General features: G+C 74.1%; 17 protein-coding genes. 13 read left to right on the forward strand and 4 right to left on the reverse strand.

Going from position 1 to position 24,781, the window contains the following annotated elements; genetic code table 11:
- Positions 1-191 precede the first annotated feature (191 nt).
- Complete coding sequence (locus tag ABZ822_RS30790; RefSeq protein WP_360861408.1) at positions 192-1,679, reverse strand: SpoIIE family protein phosphatase; 1,488 nt, start codon at positions 1,677-1,679, stop codon at positions 192-194.
- Positions 1,680-2,007: 328 nt separating this feature from the next.
- On the opposite strand from ABZ822_RS30790, the gene ABZ822_RS30795 reads away from it, so the two are divergent.
- The 3 genes from ABZ822_RS30795 to ABZ822_RS30805 all read left to right on the forward strand — a co-directional run bounded on the left by ABZ822_RS30795 (position 2,008) and on the right by ABZ822_RS30805 (position 7,648).
- Positions 2,008-3,435, forward strand: a complete 1,428-nt coding sequence (locus tag ABZ822_RS30795) for a HEAT repeat domain-containing protein (protein ID WP_360861410.1) — start codon at positions 2,008-2,010, stop codon at positions 3,433-3,435.
- A gap of 229 nt (positions 3,436-3,664) precedes the next feature.
- On the forward strand, positions 3,665-3,889 hold the full coding sequence (locus ABZ822_RS30800) for a hypothetical protein (protein WP_360861412.1): 225 nt from the start codon (positions 3,665-3,667) through the stop codon (positions 3,887-3,889).
- 132 nt (positions 3,890-4,021) lie between these two features.
- The gene (locus ABZ822_RS30805) at positions 4,022-7,648 is read left to right on the forward strand and encodes a hydantoinase B/oxoprolinase family protein (RefSeq protein ID WP_360861414.1); all 3,627 of its coding nucleotides are present in this window, start codon (positions 4,022-4,024) and stop codon (positions 7,646-7,648) included.
- Positions 7,649-7,796: 148 nt separating this feature from the next.
- Here the strand turns inward: ABZ822_RS30805 and ABZ822_RS30810 are convergent, their stop codons facing one another.
- The 3 genes from ABZ822_RS30810 to ABZ822_RS30820 are packed head-to-tail and all read right to left on the reverse strand — an operon-like array spanning position 7,797 to position 10,200.
- On the reverse strand, positions 7,797-8,669 hold the full coding sequence (locus ABZ822_RS30810) for a biotin-dependent carboxyltransferase family protein (protein ID WP_360861416.1): 873 nt from the start codon (positions 8,667-8,669) through the stop codon (positions 7,797-7,799).
- A complete protein-coding gene (locus tag ABZ822_RS30815) occupies positions 8,666-9,409 on the reverse strand; it encodes an allophanate hydrolase subunit 1 (RefSeq protein ID WP_360861495.1) in 744 nt (247 codons plus the stop codon). The genes ABZ822_RS30810 and ABZ822_RS30815 overlap by 4 nt, the downstream gene beginning before the upstream one ends.
- Before the next feature lie 26 nt (positions 9,410-9,435).
- The gene (locus ABZ822_RS30820; RefSeq protein ID WP_360861418.1) at positions 9,436-10,200 is read right to left on the reverse strand and encodes a 5-oxoprolinase subunit PxpA; all 765 of its coding nucleotides are present in this window, start codon (positions 10,198-10,200) and stop codon (positions 9,436-9,438) included.
- A gap of 322 nt (positions 10,201-10,522) precedes the next feature.
- On the opposite strand from ABZ822_RS30820, the gene ABZ822_RS30825 reads away from it, so the two are divergent.
- The 10 genes from ABZ822_RS30825 (at position 10,523) to ABZ822_RS30870 (ending at position 24,572) form a co-directional block, all read left to right on the forward strand.
- Complete coding sequence (locus tag ABZ822_RS30825; protein ID WP_360861420.1) at positions 10,523-11,236, forward strand: GntR family transcriptional regulator; 714 nt, start codon at positions 10,523-10,525, stop codon at positions 11,234-11,236.
- Positions 11,237-11,419: 183 nt separating this feature from the next.
- Positions 11,420-12,943, forward strand: coding sequence for a hypothetical protein (locus tag ABZ822_RS30830; RefSeq protein WP_360861422.1), 1,524 nt, complete (start codon positions 11,420-11,422; stop codon positions 12,941-12,943).
- Positions 12,944-13,014: 71 nt separating this feature from the next.
- Positions 13,015-13,890 (forward strand): hypothetical protein, encoded by an 876-nt coding sequence (locus ABZ822_RS30835; protein ID WP_360861497.1) that lies wholly within the window; start codon positions 13,015-13,017, stop codon positions 13,888-13,890.
- Between the two features lie 80 nt (positions 13,891-13,970).
- Entirely contained in the window at positions 13,971-19,130 is a 5,160-nt protein-coding gene (locus tag ABZ822_RS30840) for a hypothetical protein (RefSeq protein ID WP_360861424.1), read from the forward strand.
- A 296-nt stretch (positions 19,131-19,426) separates the two neighbouring features.
- The gene (locus tag ABZ822_RS30845) at positions 19,427-20,512 is read left to right on the forward strand and encodes an S-(hydroxymethyl)mycothiol dehydrogenase (protein WP_360861426.1); all 1,086 of its coding nucleotides are present in this window, start codon (positions 19,427-19,429) and stop codon (positions 20,510-20,512) included.
- Positions 20,512-21,147: an MBL fold metallo-hydrolase gene (locus ABZ822_RS30850; protein WP_360861428.1), complete on the forward strand. Its 636-nt coding sequence runs from the start codon at positions 20,512-20,514 to the stop codon at positions 21,145-21,147. Before ABZ822_RS30845 ends, ABZ822_RS30850 begins: the two co-directional genes overlap by 1 nt.
- Before the next feature lie 34 nt (positions 21,148-21,181).
- Positions 21,182-21,574, forward strand: a complete 393-nt coding sequence (locus tag ABZ822_RS30855; RefSeq protein ID WP_360861430.1) for a pentapeptide repeat-containing protein — start codon at positions 21,182-21,184, stop codon at positions 21,572-21,574.
- A 74-nt stretch (positions 21,575-21,648) separates the two neighbouring features.
- Positions 21,649-22,011, forward strand: coding sequence for a bifunctional 3-phenylpropionate/cinnamic acid dioxygenase ferredoxin subunit (locus ABZ822_RS30860; RefSeq protein ID WP_360861433.1), 363 nt, complete (start codon positions 21,649-21,651; stop codon positions 22,009-22,011).
- Positions 22,008-23,261 carry an FAD-dependent oxidoreductase gene (locus ABZ822_RS30865; protein WP_360861435.1) on the forward strand — a complete coding sequence of 418 codons (1,254 nt, stop codon included), beginning with the start codon at positions 22,008-22,010 and terminating at the stop codon, positions 23,259-23,261. The genes ABZ822_RS30860 and ABZ822_RS30865 overlap by 4 nt, the downstream gene beginning before the upstream one ends.
- A 162-nt stretch (positions 23,262-23,423) precedes the next feature.
- A complete protein-coding gene (locus ABZ822_RS30870; protein WP_360861437.1) occupies positions 23,424-24,572 on the forward strand; it encodes an aromatic ring-hydroxylating dioxygenase subunit alpha in 1,149 nt (382 codons plus the stop codon).
- Positions 24,573-24,781: the final 209 nt, after the last annotated feature.

Genomic DNA, 24,781 nt, shown 5'->3' on the forward strand with positions numbered 1-24,781 from the left:
CGCCGGAGAAGGGCGATTGAGCTCTGTTCCGGGCGCGGTGTGAAGCGGTGCCTCGTGCAGGGGTGTTCGGTGTGACCGGGCCGCTCGTTCGCGGCACGGTTCCGTGTGCGCCGGCGCCGTCATCGTCGGCACCGGGATGCGGCCTCCGACACCGACACCCTCGGACACCGACACCGGTGTCAGGACCGGTGTCAGGAGCCGACCCGTGCCACCAGGACGCACGCGTCGTCCTCGCGCTCCGTGCCGCCGCACTCCTCGACCACGATCCGTACGCACTCCTGCGCGCTGCGGGCCGCCGTCAGCCGCGGCGCCAGGTCCAGTACACGCTGGGCTCCCGTGGAGTCCTGGTCCGGGTCGGCGGGGTCCGCTCCGTGCCGCCGCGCGAGGCCGTCGGTGTGCAGCACGAGCAGGTCGCCGGGGAGCAGTTGCTCCTCTGCCTGCCCGAACGCGGCACCGGAGGTCGCCCCGAGGAGCACCCCCTCGGGAGCCGACAGGGCCCGCCCCGCCCCGTTGCGGAACAGCAGCGGGGCGGGGTGGCCGGCCTGCGACCACGTCAGCGCACCGGTCGCCGGGTCGTACAGGCAGCACACCGCACTGCCCAGGGCCGGCTGGGAGGCCGTGTCCAGCAGATGGTTGAGACAGCCCATCAACTGGCCCGGGGTCACGCCCGCGACGGCCATGCCGCGCAGCGCCCCGAGCAGCATCGCCATCCCGGAGGTCGCGGTCACGCCGTGGCCGGTGAGGTCGCCGACGCTGAGGAGCGCCCGCCCGTCGGGCAGCGGCATCGCGTCGTACCAGTCGCCGCCGATCAACGCGCCGGTGGCGCACGGCAGATAGTGCGCGGCCACGTCGAGCGTCGCCGGTACGTCGAGGGTGGCCGGTCCGGTCCCCGGGAACCGCAGGGAGCCGCGCCAGGGCGGCAGGACGGCCTCCTGGAGCTCCACCGCGAGCCGGCGCTCGGTCTGCGCGGCATGGCGCTCGCGCTGCAGCGAGGCCTGGGTCTCGTGGACGACCTGCTGGCTGCGGCGCAGTTCGCTGACGTCCCGCAGGACGGCCCACATCGAGGCCGTGCAGCCGTCCGCGTCGAGGACCGGCTCACCCGTCATGTGGACCGTGCGCTCGGCGCCGTCGGCCCGGACGATCCTGAACTCCCCGTCGATCGGCTTCCCTTCGACCAGGCAGTCGGTGACCATCGTGGTCAACTGCGAGTGGTCCGTGGGGAGGACGAACGACGGCAGCTCGTCGAGCGAGAGGGCACCCTCCTCAGGGGTGCGGCCGAAGATCCGGAACAGCTCCTCCGACCAGTCGACCTCGTCCGCCAGCAGATTCCACTCGGCGCTGCCGACCCGGCTCAGGAGCGAGCTGCGGCGGCGCTCGGGCGGAGCCGTGGGCAGCGGGATGGCCGTCGCCCCCGGGACGCCGTCCGCGCCGGGCTCCTCGGGCGGCAGGCCCTCACGGAGCTGGCCGAGCTGCTGGCCGAGGTCGTCGAGATGGTGGACGGCGAGATCGCAGAGCGCACGCCGCCACCGGAGACCGGCGTCGTCCTCGTCCGAGACGGTGTCACGGCGTACGGCATCGACACCGCCGCGCAGTCTCCGCGTCTGAGAGATCAGTGCGTCGACCGGGCCGCGCTCGGGCGGCTGAGCGGCGGATCGGTCCGTAGAAGTGGGGGACGGCATTGCGTACTCCATTACCTGCGCGGCCGACTCTGACCCAAGGGCCGGTTACGACTCTTGCACAGGGAGCGACGAGCCGTAAGGGATTTGGCAACACCCGTTTCGGTGGTGCTTCCGACATATGACACCGGCCTCCCGGCCCCGTACAAGCGCGCGACAAGGGCTCAAGACCGTCCGGACTCCGCGGAATTGATCCGTCCGGGTAGGCTGCGGGCCGCGTGACCCGGAAATCCTCGCCGTTCACCAGGCGTAGACCCCCGGGGCACCGGCAAGAATGCCGGTCGCGGGAAATCCCGTTGCCAGCGAACCCACCGCACCGGATGCTGACCTTATGTTCGATCCTGACATAGCGCCCAGCGGCACCCTGCTCGGCCTCCTGCAGCGAGGCCGCGGCGACGGGACCCTGCACGCCCTCGCGGCCCCACGGGCCGAGGCGCTCGCCGCGCTGCACCACTGCGTGCTGCGCGACCCCCGGCGCGACTGGCAGATCGAGAACCGCTCCCTGTACTACGCACGCCTCTGCCTCGACCTGGACGCCGGTCTCGAGGAGATCGAGGAACACCTCTTCCACGCGGACGACGTCCTCGACCCCTCCGAGGAGCGCACGGGCCTCGCCCTCGCCGTCCTCGGCCACCTCGCCTCGTACGGTCGCCAGGACGCGCTGCTGCTGCTCCGCCGCTACGCCGCCACCGGTTCCAACTGGACCTGGGCCCTCGACGAGCTGGCCCTCCGTGACGACGACACCGCTCTGCGCGCCCTCGGCACCCCCATCCTCGCGAGATTCCCGGCCACTCCCGAGGGAGAGGCCGATCTCGCCACCGCCGTCCGCGACGCCTTCGAACCCCGCCCCTGGCGCCTGTGGGCCGAGAACGCCGACGACCCGGCCGGTGCCGCCCGCGTGCGGGCCGCCGGCGAGCAGGGCTGCTTCGACCGCTGGCAGCGCCAGCTGCGGCCGACCGGCCCCCGTCCAGGCTGGAGCGTCCACGAGGTCCTCGCCTGGGCCCAGCAGGGCCTGGACCAGCACCCCTCCCAGCCCCGACACATCGCGGCGGCCCGCTGCCTGACCGCCGTCGCCACCCCCGAGGACCGCCCCGAGGTCGTGCGCGCGGCCCTGAGCGGTCCCGACGGCGCCCGCGGCGCGGCGCTCCGCTACCTCGCCGAACAGCAGGACCCCCAGGCCTTCGACCTGATCGAAGCCGCCGCGGCCGGCGCCTCGCCCGTGGTCGCGGAGGCGGCCCTCTCAGCCTTCGAACGCATGCGCAGTACGGCGGCCATCGCCCGTGCCCGCGTCTGGGCCCGCCGCACGGACGCGCTGGGCAGCGCGGCCGCCTGCATGCTCGCCTGCCGCGGCGGCCACGCCGACGCCGACCTCGTCCTCTCCGCGCTGCGCAGGACCGTACGGACCGAGGGCGCGGACGCCCCCGATCTCATGACACTCGTCGACGGCACCGGACGCCTCGCCATCGCCTGCGCCGCCCCCGTCCTGCGCCACATCTACCGCGAGACCGCGTCCTCCCATCTGCGCGGCCGTGCCGCCCGCGCGCTCGCCGCCACCGACCCGGCCTTCGGCTCGGGCTTCGCCGTCGAGTGCCTGTGGGACTGCGAGGAGACGACGCGCGAGCTGGCGGCGCGGCACGCGGCGACCGGCGACCAGCGCGTCGTCGAGCGGTTGCGGAGGCTCGCGGCCGACCCCGCGGAGGAGGCGGAGGTCCAGACGGCCGTCCGCAGCCGGATCGGGCCCGACATGCCCGCCGTGTGACGACACCGGCAGGGACTCGGTGACAACGCTCATGGGACGTTCCACCGGCGGAAAGATCCACGTGGCCCGATCCACGCTCCGTACGTCGACAACACCCCTATGCGTGTCGTCATCGTCACCGAGTCCTTCCCGCCCGATGCCAACGGCGTGGCCCACTGCGCCGTCCAGACCGCCCGGCACCTCGTCCGGCGCGGGCGTCACCGAAACCCCGCCTCCGGGCACCGAGCCGGTGACCCCGGGGCCCAGCCGTCTCGCGCAGGCCCTGTGGCTGGCGACGAAGGGCACGCAGTGGGTGGCCGCGCGCTGCCAGGACCTGCTGCCGGGGTTGCTGCTGCTCGCCGCCGGGGAGGGCCGGCACCGGCTCGGCGGAACGGCGCCGGTCCTGGACGTGCGTGCTCACCGCGCCGCGCTCCGCGCCCTGGCCTCCCTCGCCCCCCGCCACGCCCTTCGGTGACCGCGCGACCCTGGCCGAGGCGGCCCGCGGCACGCCGGCGGCACATGTGCGTCAGCCCTCTAGGGCCCCCGCCGTCCCCGCCGTCCCTGCCGTCCCTGCCGTCCCCGCCGTCCCCGCTGCGACAATGGACGGATGACCGGACGCTGGGAGTTCTGGATCGACCGCGGCGGTACCTTCACCGACGTCATCGGACGACGGCCCGACGGACGGCTGGTCACCCGCAAGCTGCTGTCCCACAACCCCGACCGGTACGAGGACGCCGCCGTCGCCGGCGTCCGGCTGATGCTCGATCTCCGGGACGGCGAGCCCGTGCCGGCCGAGCGCATCGCGGTCGTCAAGATGGGCACGACCGTCGCCACCAACGCCCTCCTGGAGCGCAAGGGCGAACCGACCGTCCTCGTGGTCACCGAGGGCTTCCGGGACGCGCTGCGCATCGCGTACCAGAACCGGCCGCGCATCTTCGACCGCCGCATCCTCCTCCCGGAGGCGCTCTACGACCGGGTGATCGAGGTGCCCGAGCGGGTCGGCGCGCACGGTGACGTCCTGCGGGAACCCGACCTCGACGCCGTCGCCGCCTCGCTGCGCGCCGCCCACCGCGACGGTCTCCGCAGCGCCGCCGTCGTGTTCCTGCACGGCTACCGTCACGCCGCGCACGAGCGGGCCGTCGGCGCGCTCGCCGAGGATCTGGGCTTCACCCAGGTGAGCTGTTCCCATGAGGTCAGCCCGCTGATGAAGCTCGTCCCGCGAGGCGACACCACCGTCGTCGACGCCTACCTCTCGCCGATCCTGCGCCGGTACGTCGACGGCGTCGCCGCGGAACTGCGGGGCGTCCGGCTGATGTTCATGCAGTCCAACGGCGGGCTCCGGGAGGCCGCGCACTTCCGCGGCAAGGACGCGGTGCTCTCCGGACCCGCGGGTGGCGTCGTCGGCATGGTGCGGTCCGCCGCCGAGGCAGGCCACGACCGCGTCATCGGCTTCGACATGGGCGGCACGTCGACCGATGTCTCGCACTACGCGGGGGAGTTCGAGCGGGTCTTCGGCACCGAGGTCGCGGGCGTACGGATGCGGGCGCCCATGATGAACATCCACACCGTCGCCGCGGGCGGGGGCTCGGTCCTGCACTTCGACGGCAGGCGCTACCGCGTGGGTCCCGACTCGGCCGGTGCCGTCCCCGGACCGGCCTCCTACCGCGGGGGCGGCCCTCTGACCGTGACCGACGCCAATGTGATGCTCGGCCGGGTCCAACCCGCCCATTTCCCGGCGGTGTTCGGCCCCGGCGGCGACCAGCCGCTCGACACCGGAACCGTCCGCACGCAGTTCACCGGCCTCGCGCGGGAGGCGGCCGGGGCCACGGGCGACGACCGCACCCCCGAGGAGGTCGCCGCGGGATTCCTCGACATCGCCGTGCTCAACATGGCCAACGCCGTCAAGAAGATCTCCGTGCAGCGCGGTCACGACGTCACCCGGTACGCCCTCACCAGCTTCGGCGGCGCGGGCGGCCAGCACGCCTGCGCGGTCGCGGACGCCCTCGGCATCTCCACGGTCGTCGTCCCGCCCCTCGCCGGACTGCTCTCCGCCTACGGCATCGGGGTCGCGGACGCCACCGCCATGCGGGAGCAGGCCGTCGAGACCGAGCTGGGCGAGGACGCGATGGACGACGTGCGGGAGGTGTGCGACCGGCTCGCCGCACAGACCCGTGGCGAACTCCTGGCCGACGGCGTCCCTGAGGACACGGTCACCACCTCGGCGCGGGTGCACCTGCGGTACGCGGGCACGGACGCCGCCATCGCCGTACCGCTGGACACGGCGGACGCGATGCGCGAGGAGTTCGTCCGCGCCCACCGCACCCGTTACGCCTTCACCATGGACAAGCCGCTCGTCGCCGAAGCGGTGTCCGTCGAGGCCGTCGGATCGTCGGGCGACACCGCGGGGTACGCCCTCGAACTCCCGCCCCGCGACGGCGCGTCGGGGACCGGGGAGGACGCCCGCGCGGCCGCCACGGTGCGGATGTTCAGCGAGGGACGGTGGCAGGACACCGCGCTCCACGAACGGGAGCGGCTGCGCGCCGGGGACCGGGTCACCGGCCCGGCGATCGTCGCCGAGGACGACGCGACCACCGTCGTCGAGCCCGGCTGGCGGGCCACCGCGGGCGCGCACGGACACCTGGTCCTCACCCGCGTCCGCCCCAGGCCAGGGCGGGCGGCCGTCGGCACCGACGTCGACCCGGTCATGCTGGAGGTCTTCAACAGCCTCTTCATGGCCATCGCCGAGCAGATGGGGCTGCGCCTTGAGCACACCGCGCACTCCGTCAACATCAAGGAGCGGCTCGACTTCTCCTGTGCGCTCTTCGACGCCGAGGGCAACCTCATCGCCAACGCCCCGCACATCCCCGTCCACCTCGGCTCGATGGGGGAGTCCATCAAGGAGGTGCTGCGGCGCCGGCGTGAGGAGGGCGCGATGCGGCCGGGCGACGTCTACGCGATCAACGACCCGTACCACGGCGGGACGCACCTCCCCGATGTCACCGTCGTCACGCCGGTGTTCGACGAGGAAGGGGAGCGGCTGCTCTTCCTTGTCGCCTCGCGCGGGCACCACGCCGAGATCGGCGGTATCACGCCCGGCTCCATGCCCGCCTTCAGCCGCACCATCGAGGAGGAGGGCGTCCTCTTCGACAACTGGCTCCTCGTACGGGACGGGCGGCTGCGCGAGGAGGAGACGCGCGAGCTGCTGGCCGCGGGCCCGTACCCCTCCCGCGCCCCGGACGCCAACCTCGCGGACCTGCGCGCCCAGATCGCCGCCAACGAGAAGGGCATCCGTGAACTGCGGCGCATGATCGAGCAGTTCGGGCTCGACGTGGTGCGGGCGTACATGGGCCACGTGCAGGACAACGCCGAGGAGTCCGTCCGCCGCATCCTCGCGGGGCTGGACGACGGCTCCTACCACTACGAGACCGATGCCGGCGCCGTCATCCGCCTCGACCTGCGCGTCGACCGCGAGGCCCGCAGCGCCGTGCTGGACTTCGCCGGGACCTCGCCGCAGCAGCCCGGCAACTCCAACGCGCCCAGCTCGGTGGTGATGGCCGCCGTCCTCTACGTGTTCCGGACGCTCGTCGCCGACGACATCCCTCTCAACAGCGGCTGTCTGAAGCCCTTGGAGGTGCGCATCCCGGAGGGCTCGATGCTCGCTCCGGCCCACCCGGCCGCGACGGTCGCGGGCAACGTCGAGACCTCGCAGGCCGTCACGGGCACGCTCTACGCGGCGCTCGGCGTCCAGGCCGAGGGCTCCGGCACGATGAACAACGTCACCTTCGGCAACGACCGCGTCCAGTACTACGAGACCGTGGCCGGCGGATCCGGGGCGGGTGACGGCTTCGACGGGGCCGACGCCGTCCAGACCCACATGACCAACTCGCGGCTGACCGACCCCGAAGTCCTGGAGTGGCGCTACCCGGTGAGGGTGGAGAGCTTCGAGGTGCGGGACGGCAGCGGCGGACGCGGCCGCTGGCACGGCGGCCACGGCGTGACGCGCCGGATCCGGTTCCTGGAACCGATGACCGTCGCGCTGCTCACCGGGCACCGGCGGGTGGCGCCGTACGGGATGGCGGGCGGCGGGCCGGGGGAGCTGGGCGAGAACGCGATCGAGCGGTCGGGCGGCACGACGGAGGCGCTGGAGGGCTGCGACGTGACCGACGTGGAGGCCGGTGACGTCCTCGTCGTCCGGACGCCCGGGGGCGGTGGCTACGGCAGCGCGGACGGTTGACGAGCCGTCTCTCTCCCGTCGCGCGAGGCACCCTCTCTCCCGTCGCACGTGACCGACGGCCGCGCTCCCGACGGCACCTGAACGACGGCCGTCGCTCCCGACGGCACCTGACCGCGAACCGTCGCGGCCGACCGCCAGGGCACCGAACTCAGCGCGGCCGTACCGGCAGGAAGCGGATCGGCGTGCCGGGCACGGCCTGGGCGGCGGCGTCCAGACGGCTCTCGGGCACCACGCCCACCACCGGATAGCCGCCCGTCGTCGGATGGTCGGCGAGGAAGACGACCGGCCGGCCGTCCGGTGGCACCTGCACGGCGCCCAGCACCATGCCCTCGCTGGGGAGTTCGCCGTCCCGCGCCCGCTCCAGCGGCGGGCCGTCCGTGCGCAGCCCGATGCGGTTGCCCGACGGCGAGACCCGGTAGTCGCCGGTGGCCAGCGTGCGCAGGGCGGCCGGGGTGAACCAGTCGTCCCGCGGCCCGAGCAGGACGGGCAGCACGAGTTCGGCAGGCGGCCGCTCCCAGGGAACGGTGTCCGCGCCTGCCGGCACCGGCCCGTCCCTGTCGCCGAGCGGCAGTACGGTGCCCCGGGTGAGCGGCGGCGGGCCGAGGCCGGAGAGGAGGTCGGCCGAGCGGCTGCCGAGCACCGGATCGACCGCGAGGCCCCCCGCGAACGCCAGATAGCTGCGCAGCCCGTGCGTCGCGGCCCCGGCGCGCAGGAGGCCACCGGCGGGGACCCGTACGGCCGTTCCCCACGCGGCCGGTCGACCGTCGACCGTGACCGGACACGGCGCACCCGTCACGGCGACGGTGACGGCACCGCGGGCCCGTACGGTGCAGCCACCCAGGGTCGTCTCGAGGCCGGCGGCCTCGGCCGGATTGCCGACGAGGCGGTTGGCCAGCCGGTGCGCGCCCCGGTCGAGGGCACCGGCGCGGCCGACCCCCAGATGCGCGTGGCCGGGGCGGCCCAGGTCCTGAAGGGTCGTCAGCGGGCCGGGGTCGACGATCTCCAGCTCCCGGTCGCTCATCCGCGGCTCTCCCGGACGGCGGCCGGCCGGGGCTCGTGTGCCGGGTGCCGCTGCGCGGGCGCGGAGGCCCGGCCCGTTTCCGGCGCGGCGTCCCCGGCGTTCGGCGATGCGGCGTCCTCGTCCTTCCGCGGTGCGGGGACGAACCGGACGCGGGTGCCAGGCGCGAGCAGCGCGGCGGGTTCGCGTGCGGGATCCCAGAGCACGGCGTCGGTCGTCCCGATGAGCTGCCAGCCTCCGGGCGACGAGCGCGGATACACACCGGTGTACGTCCCGGCCAGGGCGACCGCACCGGCCGGGACCTTGGTCCGCGGCGTGGAGTGGCGCGGAACGTGGCAGGTCTCGGGGAGGCCGGTGAGGTAGCCGAAGCCGGGCGCGAATCCGCAGAAGGCGACCCGGAATTCGGTGCCGGCGTGGATCCGCGCGACCTCCTCCTCCGGGACCCCCCAGTGCCCCGCGACCGTGGCGAGGTCGGGGCCGTCGTAGCGGACCGGGATCTCCACCGCGGACTCCTGCCCGCGGGCGATCGGCGGGATCCGCCAGCGCGCCAGCTCGGCGGCGAAGGCGCCGGGGTCGGCGAGTCCCGTGACGAGGACGGTCCGGGCCGCGGGGACGACCTCGCGCACGGGAGGGAGTTCGTCGAGGGCGCGGCGGCGCAGCAGTTCGGCATGGAGCGCTTCGACGTCCTCACCGCTGCCGAGTTCGAGGAGCAGCCCGTGCTCACCGGCGGGGAGGGCCTTCATGTGCGGTGTCTCCAGGGGGAGGCCGCTCATGCGAAGCCCTCGACCCGTACGCCGGCCGCTTCGAGCTTCGTACGGACCGCCTGCGCCAGTTGCGTCGCGCCCGGGGTGTCCCCGTGCAGGCAGAGGGAGCGGGCGCGGACGGCGACGCGCCGCCCGTCGAGGGCGTCCACCGCGCCGTCGACGGCGAGGCGTACGGAACGGTCGATCACCGCGGCCGGATCGCTGACGACCGCGCCGGGCAGGCGCCGGGAGACCAGGGTCCCCTCGGCGGTGTAGGCACGGTCGGCGAACGCCTCGGCGACGACCGGCAGCCCGGCCTTGTCGGCGGCGGCGTGCAGCCGGGAGCCGGGGAGGCCGAGCACGGGCAGGGCGCTGCCGGCCAGGCGTATGCCCTCGACCACGGCCGCTGCCTGCTCCTCGTCGGCGACGACGCGGTTGTAGAGGGCGCCGTGCGGTTTGACGTACGCGACACGGGCACCGCCCGCGCGGGCGAAGACCTCCAGCGCGCCGATCTGGTACGCGATCTCGTCCGCGAGCTCCTCGGGCGGCACGTCCATGGGGCGGCGGCCGAAGCCGGCGAGGTCGCGGTAGGAGACCTGGGCGCCGATGGTCACGCCGCGTTCCGCGGCGGTCGCGCACACCCGGCGCATGGTCGTGGGGTCCCCGGCATGGAAGCCGCAGGCGACATTGGCGCTGGTGACGACGGAGAGGAGACCGTCGTCGTCGGTGAGACTCCACCGGCCGAACCCTTCACCGAGGTCGGCGTTGAGATCGATCACCGCGTCGCTCATACGTCCTACGCTCCCCAAGTGCCGGGCCGTTCCGCTCGGTTGCACCCCGGACGGGCCGGGGGCGGGCCCCGCTCGCGCGGCGGACGCGGACCGCCCCTGATTCCCGGACGCGGACGCGTTCCCCTGCCGAACAGGGAACCGCCCGTGCCGCGCGGCCCCTCCCAGAGGGGGGCGGCCGGGCCGTCCCGATGTTCGGAACAACGTAGCGGATCGTTGAACGATCCCACAAGAGGTGTGTTGTCCCGCTCGCCGGTCTTGGGATTGACTCCCCCTGGCAGCGCGATCACACCGGCGTGACGCGGGCGGAACAGGGAGGTGTGCCGTGGCCGACGAGGACGAGCCCCGGCTCGTGGAGGCGGCGGGTCTGGAGGAGGACCGGGCGCTCCTGGGGCGTACGAGTACGGCCGAACGGGTCGCCTCGATCCTGCGGGACCGGATCGCCGAGGGTTATTTCACGCCCGGCACGCGGCTCTCGGAGGAGAACATCGGCGGCGCCCTCGGCGTCTCCCGCAACACCCTCCGCGAGGCCTTCCGGCTCCTGACCCACGAGCGGCTGCTGGTGCACCAGCTCAACCGCGGGGTGTTCGTCCGGGTGGTCACGCTCGAGGGGCTGCTCGACATCTACCGGGTCCGGAAGCTGGTCGAATGCGCCGCCGTGCGCGGAGCGGGGGACCCGGCCTCGCGGCTGGATGCCCTCGAAGCGGCGCTGGCGACGGGCGAGAAGGCGGCCCGCGAGCAGTCCTGGCAGGATCTGTCGACCGCCAACATCCGCTTCCACCAGGCGCTCGTCGCCCTCGCCGAGAGCCCGCGGCTGGACGAGATGATGCGCGGCGTCCTGGCCGAACTCCGGCTGGTGTTCCATGTCATGGCCGATCCGCGCCGCTTCCATGAGCCCTATCTGGCCCGGAACCGGCAGATCCTCGCGGCGCTGCGGGCGGGGGACACCGCACAGGCCGAGCGGATGCTCGCGGTCTATCTGGACGACTCGAGGGCGCAGCTCTCCGAGGCGTACTCGCGGAAGGTCGCGGAGATGTGACCGGGGGCGGTGCGCCCGCCCCGTGGCGGGACTCACGCCGGGGCGGGGCGCTGTACGAGATGTGAAGAATGAGCCGAATGTGCCACATGTCGGCTCGTGCGACCCCGAGTTGTCCGGCGTGGCCCCCGGTCCAGGTCCGCGCCGTTTCGTCCGTTGTCGGTCCCACCACCTAATCTGTGCGTCGTGACATCTCCAGCCCCGGCGGCCGTTCCGCCCCAGTTCAACGGGTCCGCCCGGCCGGCCCCCGGCCCGGCCGCCGACGAAGGGCTGGCCCGGCGGCTGCGCGCGCTCGCCTGCACCGCCCCGCTGCACGACCTGGACACCCGCAAGTCCAACCTCGCGGGCGAGTACTCGGTCTACGCGATGGCCGAGGTCGCCCTCTCCGCCATCGATCTCGTCACGCTCCACATGGACTTCGACACCGGCGCCGACCACGAGGAGATAGTGGCCAGGCTCATGCCGCGCGTGGCCGCCCAGGCGCCGTCCCGTCCGGTCGCCGAGCACGACCGGGTGGCCCGCTGGGTGCTGGAGAACCTCATCAACGTCGGCAGCGTGGACCGCGGATTCCGCGCCGTCTACGGCACGTTCGGGCCCGACGGCGCCTACGTCCGCCGTGACTACGACTTCAAGCTCATCGAGGAGGTGCCGGGCCCGGGCGGCAGCGTCTATCTGCGCACCACCGACGAAGCGGTCAACGTCCTGATGGGCGCGCTCGACACCGATGTGACGAGCGCCCAGATCGCCGCCGAGGTGAAGCTGGAGGTGCTGATCAGCCGCGGGCGCCTCGCCGACGCCCAACTGGCGGCGGAGCAGGCCCGGTACCGCACCGTGCAGTACGCGGAGGCGCTGCGCAGAACCCTGGAGGCGACGCGCCGCAACGTCCGCGCCGTCGACTGGCTGTCGGCCGTACCCGACATGATCGCCGAGGCGCTGGACCACGTCGCCGACCGCTACCGCCACGAGAACGCGATCCTGACGAACATCCGCCGCGCCCGCGACGAGGCCGAGGACGCCGAGCACAAGCGCCGCGCCGCCGAACTGGTCGACATCGTCAAGGACTGCATCCGCCGTCACACCCAGCTCCAGTCCCGGCTGCTGGAGGCGGGCCCGCTGTTCCGGGCCGAGCAGGACCGCCAGGCGTTCGCCGCCCGCGTCGCCGGTTCCGGGCTCGACCTCTACGGCCAGCTCGTCGCGCCCGTCCTTCCGCTGCCCGTCGAGCAGGCGACGCGGGTCACCGACGCGTTCTTCGCGCGCGGCACGGGCCTGCGCACGCCCGCGGCCGTACGGGTGGGTGACCTGGTGGACCTGCTGCTGACCCCGCCGGTCGAGCGCGAACACCTCGGGGCGGAGATGCCCGAGCCGGACCTGGTCGCCACACCGGACGACAGCCGCTTCAGCGAGGAACAGCTGGCCTCCGCCCTGGAACTCCTCGACCTCCCGGCCGACGCGCCGCGCCGCCTGTCCGGACTGCTCGCCGACGCCCGCCGCCGCGACCCCGAACTCCCGTATCTGATAGCGCTGCTGGCGATCCATGCCGCGAGCCCCCCGGTGGGCACGGCCTACCGCCAGGGCGAACAGCAGCTCCTGTTCGCCGTCGACGACGGCACGGAGCTGGACGACCCGGAGTTCGGCGGCGCCGACCTGATCGTCGGCAAGGCGCTCCTGGACGCCGCGGGCATGGCGGCGGACCGATCGGAGGCGGCGTAGGTGCCGGACCGCGTCAAGACCGTTTTCAGTGAGGAGTTGTGTCCGTGACCGGCGAGTTCGACGACGACGGCCTGTCCGCATCCGCGGGGGAGGGGGACGGCGGGGGCGTGCGCGCCCGCGCCGGCTCGGTCACGCCCGCGGACGCGGCCGATGCCGCGCGGCTCGTCGCGTTCGGGCTGCAGCCCAAGCTCGTGCCCGCGCGCGACGTGGAGTACGCCGAACTGCTGCGGCGCCACCGCGACGACCCGGCGTTCGCGCGGCTCGCCGACGCCGTCGCGGCCGGTCTCGGCCTCGTCGTCCTGGAGGTCTCCACCCGCGCCGGGATGGCCGTGACCGCCGCCGAGGACTCCGTCTTCGCGGTCCGCATGGGCGACTACGCGCGCCGCGCGTCCTCCGACTCCGGCGACCGCTTCCTGCACGGGCTGGCCCATCTCGCCGTCGCCGCCCTGGCGTTCCCGCGCCCTGAGGACCTGGCCGACGACGGGTACATCGGCCGGATCACCGTCAACGGCGTGGACGCGTTCGTCCGCCAGGCCTGCCGACGCCTGGAGGAGCGGGCCGAGGAGTCCGGCGAGAACACCGATCCCGCCAGCGGAGCCCCCGGACTGGAGGCCGCCTGGCGGGTCTGGGCCCGCCGCAGCGCCACCGGGGCGACCAAGGACGCCCGGAGACTGGCAGGTTCGACGACGGGCATCGTGGGCAAGGCCGTCGCCTTCCTCACCGATTCCGGATTCCTGCAGCGCACCGGCGACGACGCCGGGGGCGCGTACCGTACGACCGCGCGCTACCAGCTCCAGGTCCGCGACATGGCGGGCAGCGCGGCCATGGCCGAACTGCTCGAACTCGGAGTCGTCCCCGTCTCGGACGGCACCGCGAGCCTTCTCCCGGCCGACGACACCGACGACGTCGGGCTGGTCGCGGAGGCCGGACTGCCCTTCCACTCCTGAGCCCCGCCGGTCCGTCCGACCACGGACCGCCCCGCCCGACCGCCCACGACCGTACGAAGAGACAACGAGAGTCCGCCGCCATGTACGAGCTGTCCCGGGTCCGCCTCTACTCCATCGGGCCTGCCGGTGCGCGCTACGCCGACACCGTGCTCGACCTGCGCGGCGTGGGCGAGCCCGTGACCGAACCGGCGCCCACCCAGGCCGACTTCTTCGAGGACGAGCCCACCGGGCCGCCCCGCCGCCCCGCCCCCGCGGGCGTGCTCTTCCTGGAGAACGGCGGCGGCAAGTCCGTCCTGCTGAAGCTGATCTTCTCCGTGATGCTGCCCGGCCACCGCAACACCCTCGGAGGCGCCAGCTCCGGCGTGCTGCGCAAATTCCTGCTGGCCGACGACTGCGGTCATGTCGCCCTGGAATGGCAGCACACCCTGACCGGGGAGTGCGTGGTCGTCGGCAAGGTCAGCGAGTGGCGGGGCCGCCAGGTCTCGGGCGACCCGCGGAAGTTCGCCGAGGCGTGGTACTCCTTCCGGCCCGGCCCTGGCATGTCCCTGGACTCGCTCCCCGTCGCCGAGGCGACCGTCGTCCGGCCCCCCGTCGAAGGCGCATCCGGGGCGCAGGGCCGCCGCCGGACGATGAAGGGGTTCCGGGATGCCGTCACCGAGGCGGGCAAGGCGTACCCGAATCTGGACGTCGTCTGGGAGGAGATCCACGAGCGCTGGAACGAACACCTCGGCGACCTCGGGCTGGATCCCGAACTCTTCCGCTACCAGCGGGAGATGAACGCCGACGAGGGCGAGGCCGCCGGCCTCTTCGCCGTCAAGAACGACTCGGACTTCACCGATCTGCTGCTCCGGGCCGTCACCGACACCCGCGACACCGACGGGCTCGCGGACCTCGTCCATGGCTTCGCGCACAAGCTCGGCCGCCGGGCCGAACTGACGGCGGAACGGGATTTCACGGCCGGTTCGCTGGACCTGCTCTCCCGTATCGCCGAGGCCGCCGAGCAGCGCGAGCGGGCGCGCGAGGTGCACGCGGGCGCCGAGCGCCGCACCCGTACGCTGGCCCGCCGGCTCTCCGCCCGCGGCGCCGAGGAGCGCGGCCGGTCCGCCGAGCTGGCGCAGCAGGTGACCACGGCCGCGCGCGCGGCCTCCGAGGCCGAGGACGCCCAGGGCCGCTCGCGGCTCGTCGCGGCCGAACTCGCCTACCGGCACGCCTCGCTGGCGCTCGCGGCCGGGGAGAAGACGGCCGCCGCGCAGCGCCGCGAGCTGAGCGACGCCCGGACGCTGCACTCCGCCTGGCAGGCCGCCGAGATCGTGCTCCGGCACCGGGCGGCAGCCGACCGGTCGGCGCGCGTCGCCGTGGCGATCCGCGAGGCCGAGAGGGACGCGGCCCCGGCGCTCGCCGCTCGCGCGAAAGCAGCCTCCGACCTCGTACGCGCCCTGCACGCGGCGGCGGAGGACGGCGAACGGCTCGCCAACCAGGAGGAGGAGCGCTCGGCCGGGCTGCAGGAGGCGGGCGAAACGGCCCACCGCGACGCGACGGCCGCCGCCACCGCCGCCCAGCGCGCCCGCAGCGAGGCCGAGCATCTGCGGCAGCGCCTCGCCGAGGTCGAGCAGGAGACCGCCGAGGCCGTACGGGCGGGCTGGCTCGACGTTCCCGAACAGGCCCCGGACGGTGATCCCGGCGCACCCGATACCGATCCTGCGCGCGCGGCGCTCGCGGCCAGCGACGCCGAGAAGTCGGCGGTCGCCGCATCGGACTCCGCCCGGGAGACGGCCCGTCAGGCCGCGGACCGGGCGAAGGAGGCGGCCGCGGAACAGACCCGTGCCGAGCTGGCGGCGGCGCGCGCGGAGGACGCGGCCGATGCGGCGGAGTCCGCGTACGCGGCGGAGCGGCGCGCGGCGGAGTCCATCGGCGCGGAGGAGCGGCTGGCCGACCTGCTGAGCCTTCCTCCGTCCGCACCCGCGGCGACGCTGCCGCAGCCGCGCCGCGCCGAGGAGTCCGGCGCCGCGAGCCGCGGGGGCAGGTCCGACGGTGCCGCCGCGGACGCCGCCACGCACGGGAACACCCGCTCCGGAGCCGGCACTTCCGCCTCCGCCGGGCTCGGCACAGCACCGGGAAGTCCCGGCGACAGCGGCGGCTCCGCGGCACAGGACGGGCCGGACGCCGGGCGGGACGCGGGACAGGGCGCTGTACGGGGCGCAGGAACGGACACCGTGCGGGACGGTGGACCGGACGGCCGCGGCCAACAGCGGTCGGTGGACGGCCTCTCCGGCACGGCGACGGACATCCCGCCGCACCCGGGAGCCGACGGGCCCAGCACGCCGGACGGGGCCGCCTCCGGTGCGGCCCCAGTGAACGGACCGGGTGGGTCCCCGCAGGCCGCCCCCGCGCCCGCATCTCCCGCCGGAGCCCCCACCGACGGCGTCGCCGAGGACGGCGCGGCGGAGACCGTGGCGGACGGCAGCCAGGCGGCGTCCGTCCACGCCTCCGGTGCGGGCGACCGCGGCCGGCCCGTCGCCGACGGGCCTCTCGGCGCCGAGGAGTTGGACCGGAACGCCGAAGCGCTCCAGGAGATGCTCGAGGAGACCGTCGCGTCCGTCGAGCGCCAGCTCTTCGACCTGCGCACGGCCGCCGCCGACGACGCCCGCATCCTCGGGGCCCTCGGCGACGGCGGACTGCTCCCCGCGGGCCCCGACGTCCTGGCCGCCGTTGAGTACCTCGGTGAGCACGGCATCCCCGCCCTCCCGGGCTGGCGCTACCTCGCCCAGGCCGTCGACCCGGCCGACCACGCGACCGTCCTCGCCGCCCGTCCCGAACTGGTCGACGGCGTCATCATTACCGACCCCGGTACGCACGCCCGCGCCCGCGAGGTGCTCGCCGGGGCCTCCCTCCTGCCGCGCTCCGCCGTCGCCGTCGGGACCTCCGCCGCCCTGCTCGCGCCCACCCCCGGCCCGGGTGCCGAGGACGGCGGAGTGTTCCTCGTCCCGCCGAACCCGGCCATGCACGACGAGCGCGCCGCCGACACCGAGCGCCACGCCCTGCGCGCCCGTGCCACCGAACGCGACGAGGAGATCCGGGCGTTGGCGGCCCGGCTCGCCACCGACCGTGCTCTCTCCGCCCGGCTCACCTCTTGGCGCACGGGCTGCGCGCCGGGCCGTCTGGCCGAGCTGGCCGAGGCGGCGCATGCGGCGGGCGAGGCCGCGCGGGCGGCGCGGGAGACGCTGGCGGAGGCCCGTACCGCCCGGGCCGAGGCGGACGAGATCGCCGCCGAGGCGACGCGGGTCCGCGACGAGCGGCTGGAGGCGGCGCAGCGCGCCCGCCGCTCGGCCGACGCCCTGGCCGGTCTCGCCTTCCGCCTGCGCGAGCGCGCCTCCTGGCAGGCGCGGTCGCGTGAACTGGCCGACGAGGCGGCCGAGTCGGAGACGCGCGCGACCGCGTTCCTGGAGCGGGCCAGGGCCGCGGACGAGGACCGCAGGGCCGCCCAGCGCGCCGCCGACGACGCCCGCCGGACCGCCCGCGCCCTGCGCGCCGAGCGCGCCGAGATCGCGGGCGCCCCCGAGGACACCCCACAGGACGCGGCGCCCGGAGGTTCGCTGCCCGCGCTCCGTGAGGCGTACCGCGCGGCCTCGCAGCTGTACGAGAAGGTCGGCGTCGGCGCCGACCTGCGCGCCGAGCAGGCGAGGGCGGAGAGCGACGAGTCCGCGGCCCTCGCCTCACTCGACCGCCTCACCAACAAGGTCCGCACCCGCGCCGCCCAGCTGCTCGAAGGGACCGATGGCGCCGACGGGCCGTCCCGCCAGGCCGCCGCCGCCCGGGCCGAATCCCTCGTCCAGATGCTGGAGTCGCGCGCCTCGGCCGCCAGCGAGCAGCTCGGCCGTCTGCGCGGCGAGGCCGAGCGGCACGCCCCGGCCGAGGGGGAGGCCCACACCGATCTGCCCGAGGAACTGGTCCCCGCCGACGCCGAGCACGCCAGGGAGCTGCTGCGCGGAGCCACCGCGGAGCTGGCGACCCGTACGGACGCGCTGGAGAACGCCCGCACCGTGCATGCCGGACTGCTGCGCGAGCACCGGGCGGCCGAGGACGCGGCGGGCGGGTTCGACGAACTCGCCGCGCTGCTGCGCGATCTCCTCCGGGACGGTCACCAGACCGGAGAGCCGGAAGGGGACGCGCCCGAGCCGTACGGCGGCAGCCTGGAGGAGGCCCGGCAGGCCGCGGGCGAGACGCGGCGCTCGCTGCGAGGGTGCGCCGCGGACCTCGCCTCGGCGGAGTCCGCGGTCCGCGAGGCCGGCGACGTGCTCGTACGGCACGCCAACTCCACCCGTTACGAACAGGTGCGCACTCCCGCACGCCAGCAGATCCGCGAGCTGCCCGCCTCCGCCCTCCCCGAGCACGCCTCCGCCTGGGCCGAGGCCTTCGCGCCGCGGCTGCGCGTCCTGACCGACGAGCTGGCGCAGCTGGAGCGCAACCGCGACAGCATCGTCGACCGGCTCCGCGGACTCGTGGAGTCCTCGCTCACCACGCTGCGTTCCGCGCAGCGGCTCTCCCGGCTCCCCGAGGGACTGGGGGAGTGGTCGGGGCAGGAGTTCCTGCGCATCCGGTTCGACGACCCCGACCAGGCCACGCTCACCGAGCGCCTCGGCGAGGTCATCGACGAGGCGACCCGCGCCGCGGTGAAGAAGAACTCGGATCTGCGCCGCGACGGGATGTCCCTGCTGCTGCGCGGCGTCGCGGCAGCCCTCCAGCCGCGCGGGATCGCGGTCGAGATCCTCAAGCCGGACGCCGTCCTGCGCGCCGAGCGCGTGCCGGTCGGGCAGATGGGCGACGTCTTCTCCGGGGGCCAGCTCCTGACCGCGGCCATCGCGCTGTACTGCACGATGGCCGCCCTCCGCAGCAACGACCGCGGGCGCGACAAGCACCGGCACGCGGGCACCCTGTTCCTGGACAATCCCATCGGCCGCGCCAACGCCACGTACCTGCTGGAGCTGCAGCGAGCCGTCGCGGACGCGCTGGGCGTCCAGCTCCTCTACACCACAGGCCTGTTCGACACCACGGCCCTGGCCGAGTTCCCGCTGGTGATCCGGTTGCGGAACGACGCAGACCTGCGGGCGGGCCTGAAGTACATCAGCGTCGAGGAGCACCTGCGTCCGGGACTGCCGCAGCAGGCGGAGGGCGAGGAGGCGGTGCACGGCGAGATCACCGCCACCCGGATGTTCAAGCGCCCGCCGGTCCCGGCGGAGTGACGCGACCCGCCCGCACGCGTACGGGACCGGGGTCCGCACGCGTACGGGACCCGCACCCGGGTTCTTGCGCGCGGAGCCGCCGCCGTACGAGATCATGGGCGTTACGGGGAGGAGTCACCGCAAGCCGGGTGCCGGTACGGCTGCTGCCGGCCCCGGGTGAGGACGCCGTCGACCCCGGCGGCGCGCCCCTTGACCCATGGGCGTCTCCTCCTCAATCCTGCAGTTGCGCATCCAGAGACGCGTACCGCAATAGGAAACACAGCAGCCCAGGGATCCGTCAACGACGAGGAGTACCCATGGCTCACGAGGTCCGTGCAGTCGTCGCCCGGCAGAAGGGCGCGCCCGTCTCGCTCGAAACGATCGTCGTCCCCGACCCCGGGCCCGGCGAGGCGCTGGTCAAGGTCGAGGCGTGCGGCGTCTGTCATACCGATCTGCACTACCGCGAAGGCGGCATCAACGACGACTTCCCCTTCCTGCTCGGACACGAGGCGGCCGGCCGCGTCGAGGCCGTGGGGGAGGGCGTCACCGAGGTCGAGCCCGGTGACTTCGTCATCCTGAACTGGCGTGCCGTCTGCGGCGAGTGCCGGGCCTGCCGAAAGGGCAAGCCGTGGTACTGCTTCGCGACGCACAACGCCTCCCAGCCCATGACGCTGACCGACGGCACGCCCCTCTCCCCGGCGCTGGGTATCGGCGCCTTCGCGGAGAAGACCCTGGTGGCCGCCGGCCAGTGCACCAAGGTCGATCCGAGGGTCCCGGCCACCGCCGCAGGGCTGCTGGGCTGCGGCGTCATGGCGGGCTTCGGCGCGGCGGTCAACACCGGTGCCGTCAGCCGCGGTGACTCCGTGGCCGTCATCGGGTGCGGCGGCGTCGGCATGGCGTCCGTCGCCGGCGCCGCGCTCGCGGGTGCCACGACGGTCGTCGCCGTCGACATCGACGAGCGCAAGCTCGCGCGGGCGACGAGCATGGGCGCCACCCACACGGTCAACGGCAAGAACGCCGATCCGGTCGAGGCCGTACGGGAGTTGACCGGAGGGTTCGGCGCCGACGTGGTCATCGACGCGGTCGGCCGCCCCGAGACCTACCAGCAGGCCTTCTACGCCCGCGACCTCGCGGGCACCGTCGTGCTCGTCGGCGTCCCGACACCGGAGATGAAGATCGAGCTGCCGCTGCTGGACGTCTTCGGGCGCGGCGGAGCCCTGAAGTCGAGCTGGTACGGCGACTGTCTGCCCTCGCGCGACTTCCCGTACCTCGTCGACCTGTATCTCCAGGGCCGTATCGACCTCGACGCCTTCGTCTCCGAGACGATCGGCCTCGACGACGTCGAGAAGGCCTTCGAGACGATGGACCACGGCGACGTGCTCCGCTCGGTGGTGGTGCTCTGATGGCCGGCGCGGTCCGCGTCGAGCACCTGGTGACCAGCGGGACCTTCAGTCTCGACGGCGGTACCTGGGACGTCGACAACAACGTGTGGATCGTGGGCGACGACGACGAGGTCGTGGTCATCGACGCGGCACACGACGCGACGGCGATCCGCCAGGCGGTGGGCGACCGGCGGCTCACGGCCGTCGTGTGCACCCACGGGCACAACGACCACGTCAACGCCGCCCCCGCCCTGGCCGATCTGACCGGCGCACCCGTCCTCCTGCATCCGGACGACCATGTGCTCTGGAAGCTGGCGCATCCGCAGCGGCTGCCCGACGGGCCGCTCGCCGACGGAGAGGTGCTCGAGGTCGCGGGCACGGCGCTGAACGTCCTCCATACGCCGGGGCACGCCCCGGGCGCGGTGTGCCTGTACGCACCCGAGCTGGGCGCCCTGTTCAGCGGCGACACGCTGTTCGCGGGCGGGCCGGGCGCAACGGGCCGTTCCTACAGCGACTTCTCCACGATCATCGCCTCGATCCGCGACCGGCTGTTCGTCCTCCCCGAGGAGACGGTGGTGCACACCGGACACGGGGACAGGACGAGCATCGGCGCGGAGGCGCCGCACCTGGAGGAGTGGGTGGCTCGCGGCCACTGAGCCGCACCCGCAGCATCGCCGACGACCGGACCTCGTGGCCGGTGCGTGCCCGCCGGGGCGCGCACCGGCCACGAGGTCGTCGCGCAGGAGGACTTCAGCGGCTTCGGGCCGGGGCGCGCCGCACACGCGCTACACGAACGCGGGCGACACAAACGCGGGCGATGCGAACGCGGGCGACACAAACGTGGGCGACACGAACGCGGGCGATGCGGAGCCGCGCGTACCGCCCAGGCGCCACCACTTCCTTGCGCCCCCGGCACGCACCCCTGGTATGCCCCTGACGCGCGCCCTCGACCGTGCCCGGCATCCATGGCGACCGCTCGGAGTGGCGCGTTCTCGCGCCCCCGCAAGTGGTTCTTCCCTGCGCACAGCGTTGCGTCCAGTGATGCGACAGGACGGCTTCAGGCCACCCAAAACGGCTCCTTGACAAGGCATAGGGGCGCCTCCACACTGGCGTTGCGTTCTTCGCATCCTGTTTCGCTATGCGCATCCGAGGTGGTCGTGATGATCCCTGTGTGCCGTCTCGCCGACCTCCCGCGAGGCGAGTCCTACCGACTCGAGACCGACCCCCCTGTCGCGGTGTTCCACACCGATGACGGCGAGGTCCATGCCATCGACGACACGTGCACCCACCAGGACGCCTCGCTCTCCGACGGCTGGCTGGAGGGCTGCGAGGTCGAATGCCCCCTGCATGCCTCGAAGTTCGACCTGCGCACCGGTGGCGTCGACGCGCCCCCCGCCCGTTTCCCCGTCCGCACGCACCAGGTCCTCGTCGAGGACGGCGTGATCTACGTGCTGCTGTCCGACGCCGTCCCGAACCTCCCGCCGTGCGCCGTCGCACGCGTCGCCGGAGGCGTCGGGTGAGGAGCGTGGCCGTCGTCGGCGCGTCGCTCGCCGGACTGTCGGCCGCCCGTTCCCTGCGCGCGCAGGGGTACGAGGGGAGGCTCGTCGTCATCGGGGAGGAGCCCCACCGCCCGTACGACAGGCCGCCGTTGTCGAAGGAGTTCCTCGCCGGGGAGATGGACGAGACCGGTCTCGCGCTCGAATCCCCGGACGAGGACCTCGGCGCCGAGTGGCTGCTCGGCGCGCGGGCCGTCGGCCTCGACCGTGCGGAGCGCTCCGTACGTCTCGCGGACGGCCGTACGGTCGTCGCCGACGGGGTCGTCGTCGCCACCGGAGCGGCGGCGCGCACCCTGCCCGGCAGCGAGGGTCTGGGCGGCGTACATGTGCTGCGGACGATCGAGGACGCCCGGGCGCTCCGCGCCGATCTCCTGCGCGGCGGGCGGCTGGTGGTCATCGGCGCCGGGTTCGTCGGAGCCGAAGTCGCCTCGACCGCCCGGGGAATGGGTCTGGACGTCACCGTCGTCGAGGCCGCGCCGACGCCGCTGGCCGGTCCGCTGGGACAGGTGATGGGCGGCATCGTGTCCGCGCTCCACCAGGACCACGGCGTCCGGCTGTTGTGCGGGACCGGGGTGCGTGCCCTCGGCGGACACGGGCGGGTCGACGCGGTCCTCCTCCAGGACGGTCGCCGCATCCCCGCGGACGTCGTCGTCGTGGGCATCGGAGCCGTCGCGTGCACCGCGTGGCTGGAGGGCTCCGGCGTCGCGCTGGAGAACGGGGTGCGGTGCGGCGCCGACGGCACCACCGACGTCCCGGGTGTGGTCGCGGTCGGCGACTGTGCCGCCTGGTACGACCCGGCCGCCGGCGTCCATCGCCGGGTCGAGCACTGGACCGGTGCACGGGAGCGTCCGGCGGCGGCCGTGTCCGCGCTGCTGTCCGGCGGTTCGGCCGTACCGGGGCGGCTCCGCCCGCCGTACTTCTGGTCGGACCAGTACGGTGTGCGCATCCAGTTCGCCGGGCACGCCGCAGGGGCCGACAGCGTCACCGTGGAGGAGGGCGCGGCGGCGGACCGCAGCTTCCTCGCCGTCTACCGGCGCGCGGACCATCCGGTCGCCGTGCTCGGCGTCAATCAGACGCGGTTGTTCACCCGTTGGCGCCGCCAGTTGGCCGGTGCCGCATCCGGCCCGGGGAGGGCCACCGGACCCGATCCCGCCTCCGGACCCGGCGCGGCCTTCGGCCCCGGCGCAGGCTCCGGTCCCGGCGGGCCGCCGTAAGAGCAGAGCGACGGGGCCCACCGGCCCTGCAGGGTCTCCGCGGCGGCGCGCCTCCCGCCCCGCCGCACCGTGTCCGCACCACACTGCACCGTATCGTCCGGGGCCTCCCGTCCCCGGCGCGCGCCGACCCTCCCGACCCCCGCATCCCGCGAGGAGTGCACAGTGACATCGACCGGGACACCGACCGGGGCATCCGACGGTCTGCCCGAGAGCCTGATCGCCACGCTCCCCGGCGACCACTACACGGACGACGGCATCTTCCGCCTGGAGCAGGAGCACATCTTCGAGTCGATGTGGTTCTGCGCGGCCCGCTCCTCCGAGCTGGCGAAACCGGGCGCCTTCCGGACCGTGACCGTGGGCCGGGAGAGCATTCTGCTGACCCGCTCGCGCGACCATGCGGTGCGCGCCTTCTTCAACGTGTGCCGCCACCGCGGGGCGAGGCTGTGCACCGAGGAGTCGGGCGAGGTCCGCCGGGCGTTCCAATGCCCGTACCACGCCTGGACGTACGACCTGCAGGGCAAGCTGGTCGCCGCCCCCAATCTCACGAAGATGCCGGACGTGGGGCGTACCGCGTACGGGCTGGTGCCGGTCGCCGTGCGCGAATGGCTGGGCTACGTCTGGGTCTGCCTGTCCGAGACCCCGCCCTCCTTCGAGGAGCAGGTCGTCGGGGACGTCGTCGCGCGGCTCGGCGACGCGGAGGCGATCGACCGGTACGGCATCGACGGCCTCGAGATCGGGCGCCGCATCGTCTACGACGTCCGGGCCAACTGGAAGCTGATCGTCGAGAACTTCATGGAGTGCTACCACTGCGCGACGATCCACCCCGAACTCACCGATGTGCTACCGGAGTTCGCGGACGGCTACGCGGCGCAGTACTTCGTCGGGCACGGAGCGGCGTTCTCCGCCGAAGCGAAGGGGTTCACCGTCGACGGCTCCGAGGGGCTGGACCGCATCCCCACCGTCGCGGAGGGCCAGGACCGCCGCTACTACGCCCTGACCGTACGGCCGCAGGTCTTCATCAACCTGGTGCCGGACCATGTGATCTTCCACCGCATGTTCCCGCTGGCGGTGGACCGTACGGTCGTCGAGTGCGACTGGCTGTACCTCAAGGACGTGGTCGACAACGGCCGCGACATCTCCCGCTCCGTCGAGCTCTTCGACCGGGTCAACCGCCAGGACTTCGACGCCTGCGAGCGCTGCCAGCCCGCCATGAGTTCGCGGCTCTACGCCAGCGGGGGTGTCCTGGTGCCCAGCGAGCACCACATCGGTGACTTCCACACCTGGGTGAACGGACGCCTGGGCCTGCCCTGAGCGCCGCGGCTCACTCCCTGATCGTGGCCCCGAGGCATCCGGCCGTGCTGCCGCGCCCGGGTCCGCTCAGGCAACTACGGCCCTGTTCCCGGCCGGATCCCGCACCGATCCCGGTGCAGGCCACGAGGACATCGTCCTCCTGATCGTCTCGGGGGCAGGTCCCGCCCCAGTCCCTGCCGGAGGGGAGGGCCGGGCCGGACGGGTGGGTA

The sequence above is a fragment of the Streptomyces sp. NPDC047108 genome, from assembly GCF_040643575.1.
GTDB lineage: Bacteria > Actinomycetota > Actinomycetes > Streptomycetales > Streptomycetaceae > Streptomyces.

Coding starts and splice junctions, on each gene's coding strand:
- ABZ822_RS30845 (WP_360861426.1), top strand. CDS start 19,427: ATGGCTCACGAGGTCCGTGCAGTCGTCGCCCGGCAGAAGGGCGCGCCC.
- ABZ822_RS30805 (WP_360861414.1), top strand. CDS start 4,022: ATGACCGGACGCTGGGAGTTCTGGATCGACCGCGGCGGTACCTTCACC.
- ABZ822_RS30820 (WP_360861418.1), bottom strand. CDS start 10,200: ATGAGCGACGCGGTGATCGATCTCAACGCCGACCTCGGTGAAGGGTTC.
- ABZ822_RS30815 (WP_360861495.1), bottom strand. CDS start 9,409: ATGAAGGCCCTCCCCGCCGGTGAGCACGGGCTGCTCCTCGAACTCGGC.
- ABZ822_RS30790 (WP_360861408.1), bottom strand. CDS start 1,679: ATGCCGTCCCCCACTTCTACGGACCGATCCGCCGCTCAGCCGCCCGAG.
- ABZ822_RS30795 (WP_360861410.1), top strand. CDS start 2,008: ATGTTCGATCCTGACATAGCGCCCAGCGGCACCCTGCTCGGCCTCCTG.
- ABZ822_RS30810 (WP_360861416.1), bottom strand. CDS start 8,669: ATGAGCGACCGGGAGCTGGAGATCGTCGACCCCGGCCCGCTGACGACC.
- ABZ822_RS30850 (WP_360861428.1), top strand. CDS start 20,512: ATGGCCGGCGCGGTCCGCGTCGAGCACCTGGTGACCAGCGGGACCTTC.
- ABZ822_RS30840 (WP_360861424.1), top strand. CDS start 13,971: ATGTACGAGCTGTCCCGGGTCCGCCTCTACTCCATCGGGCCTGCCGGT.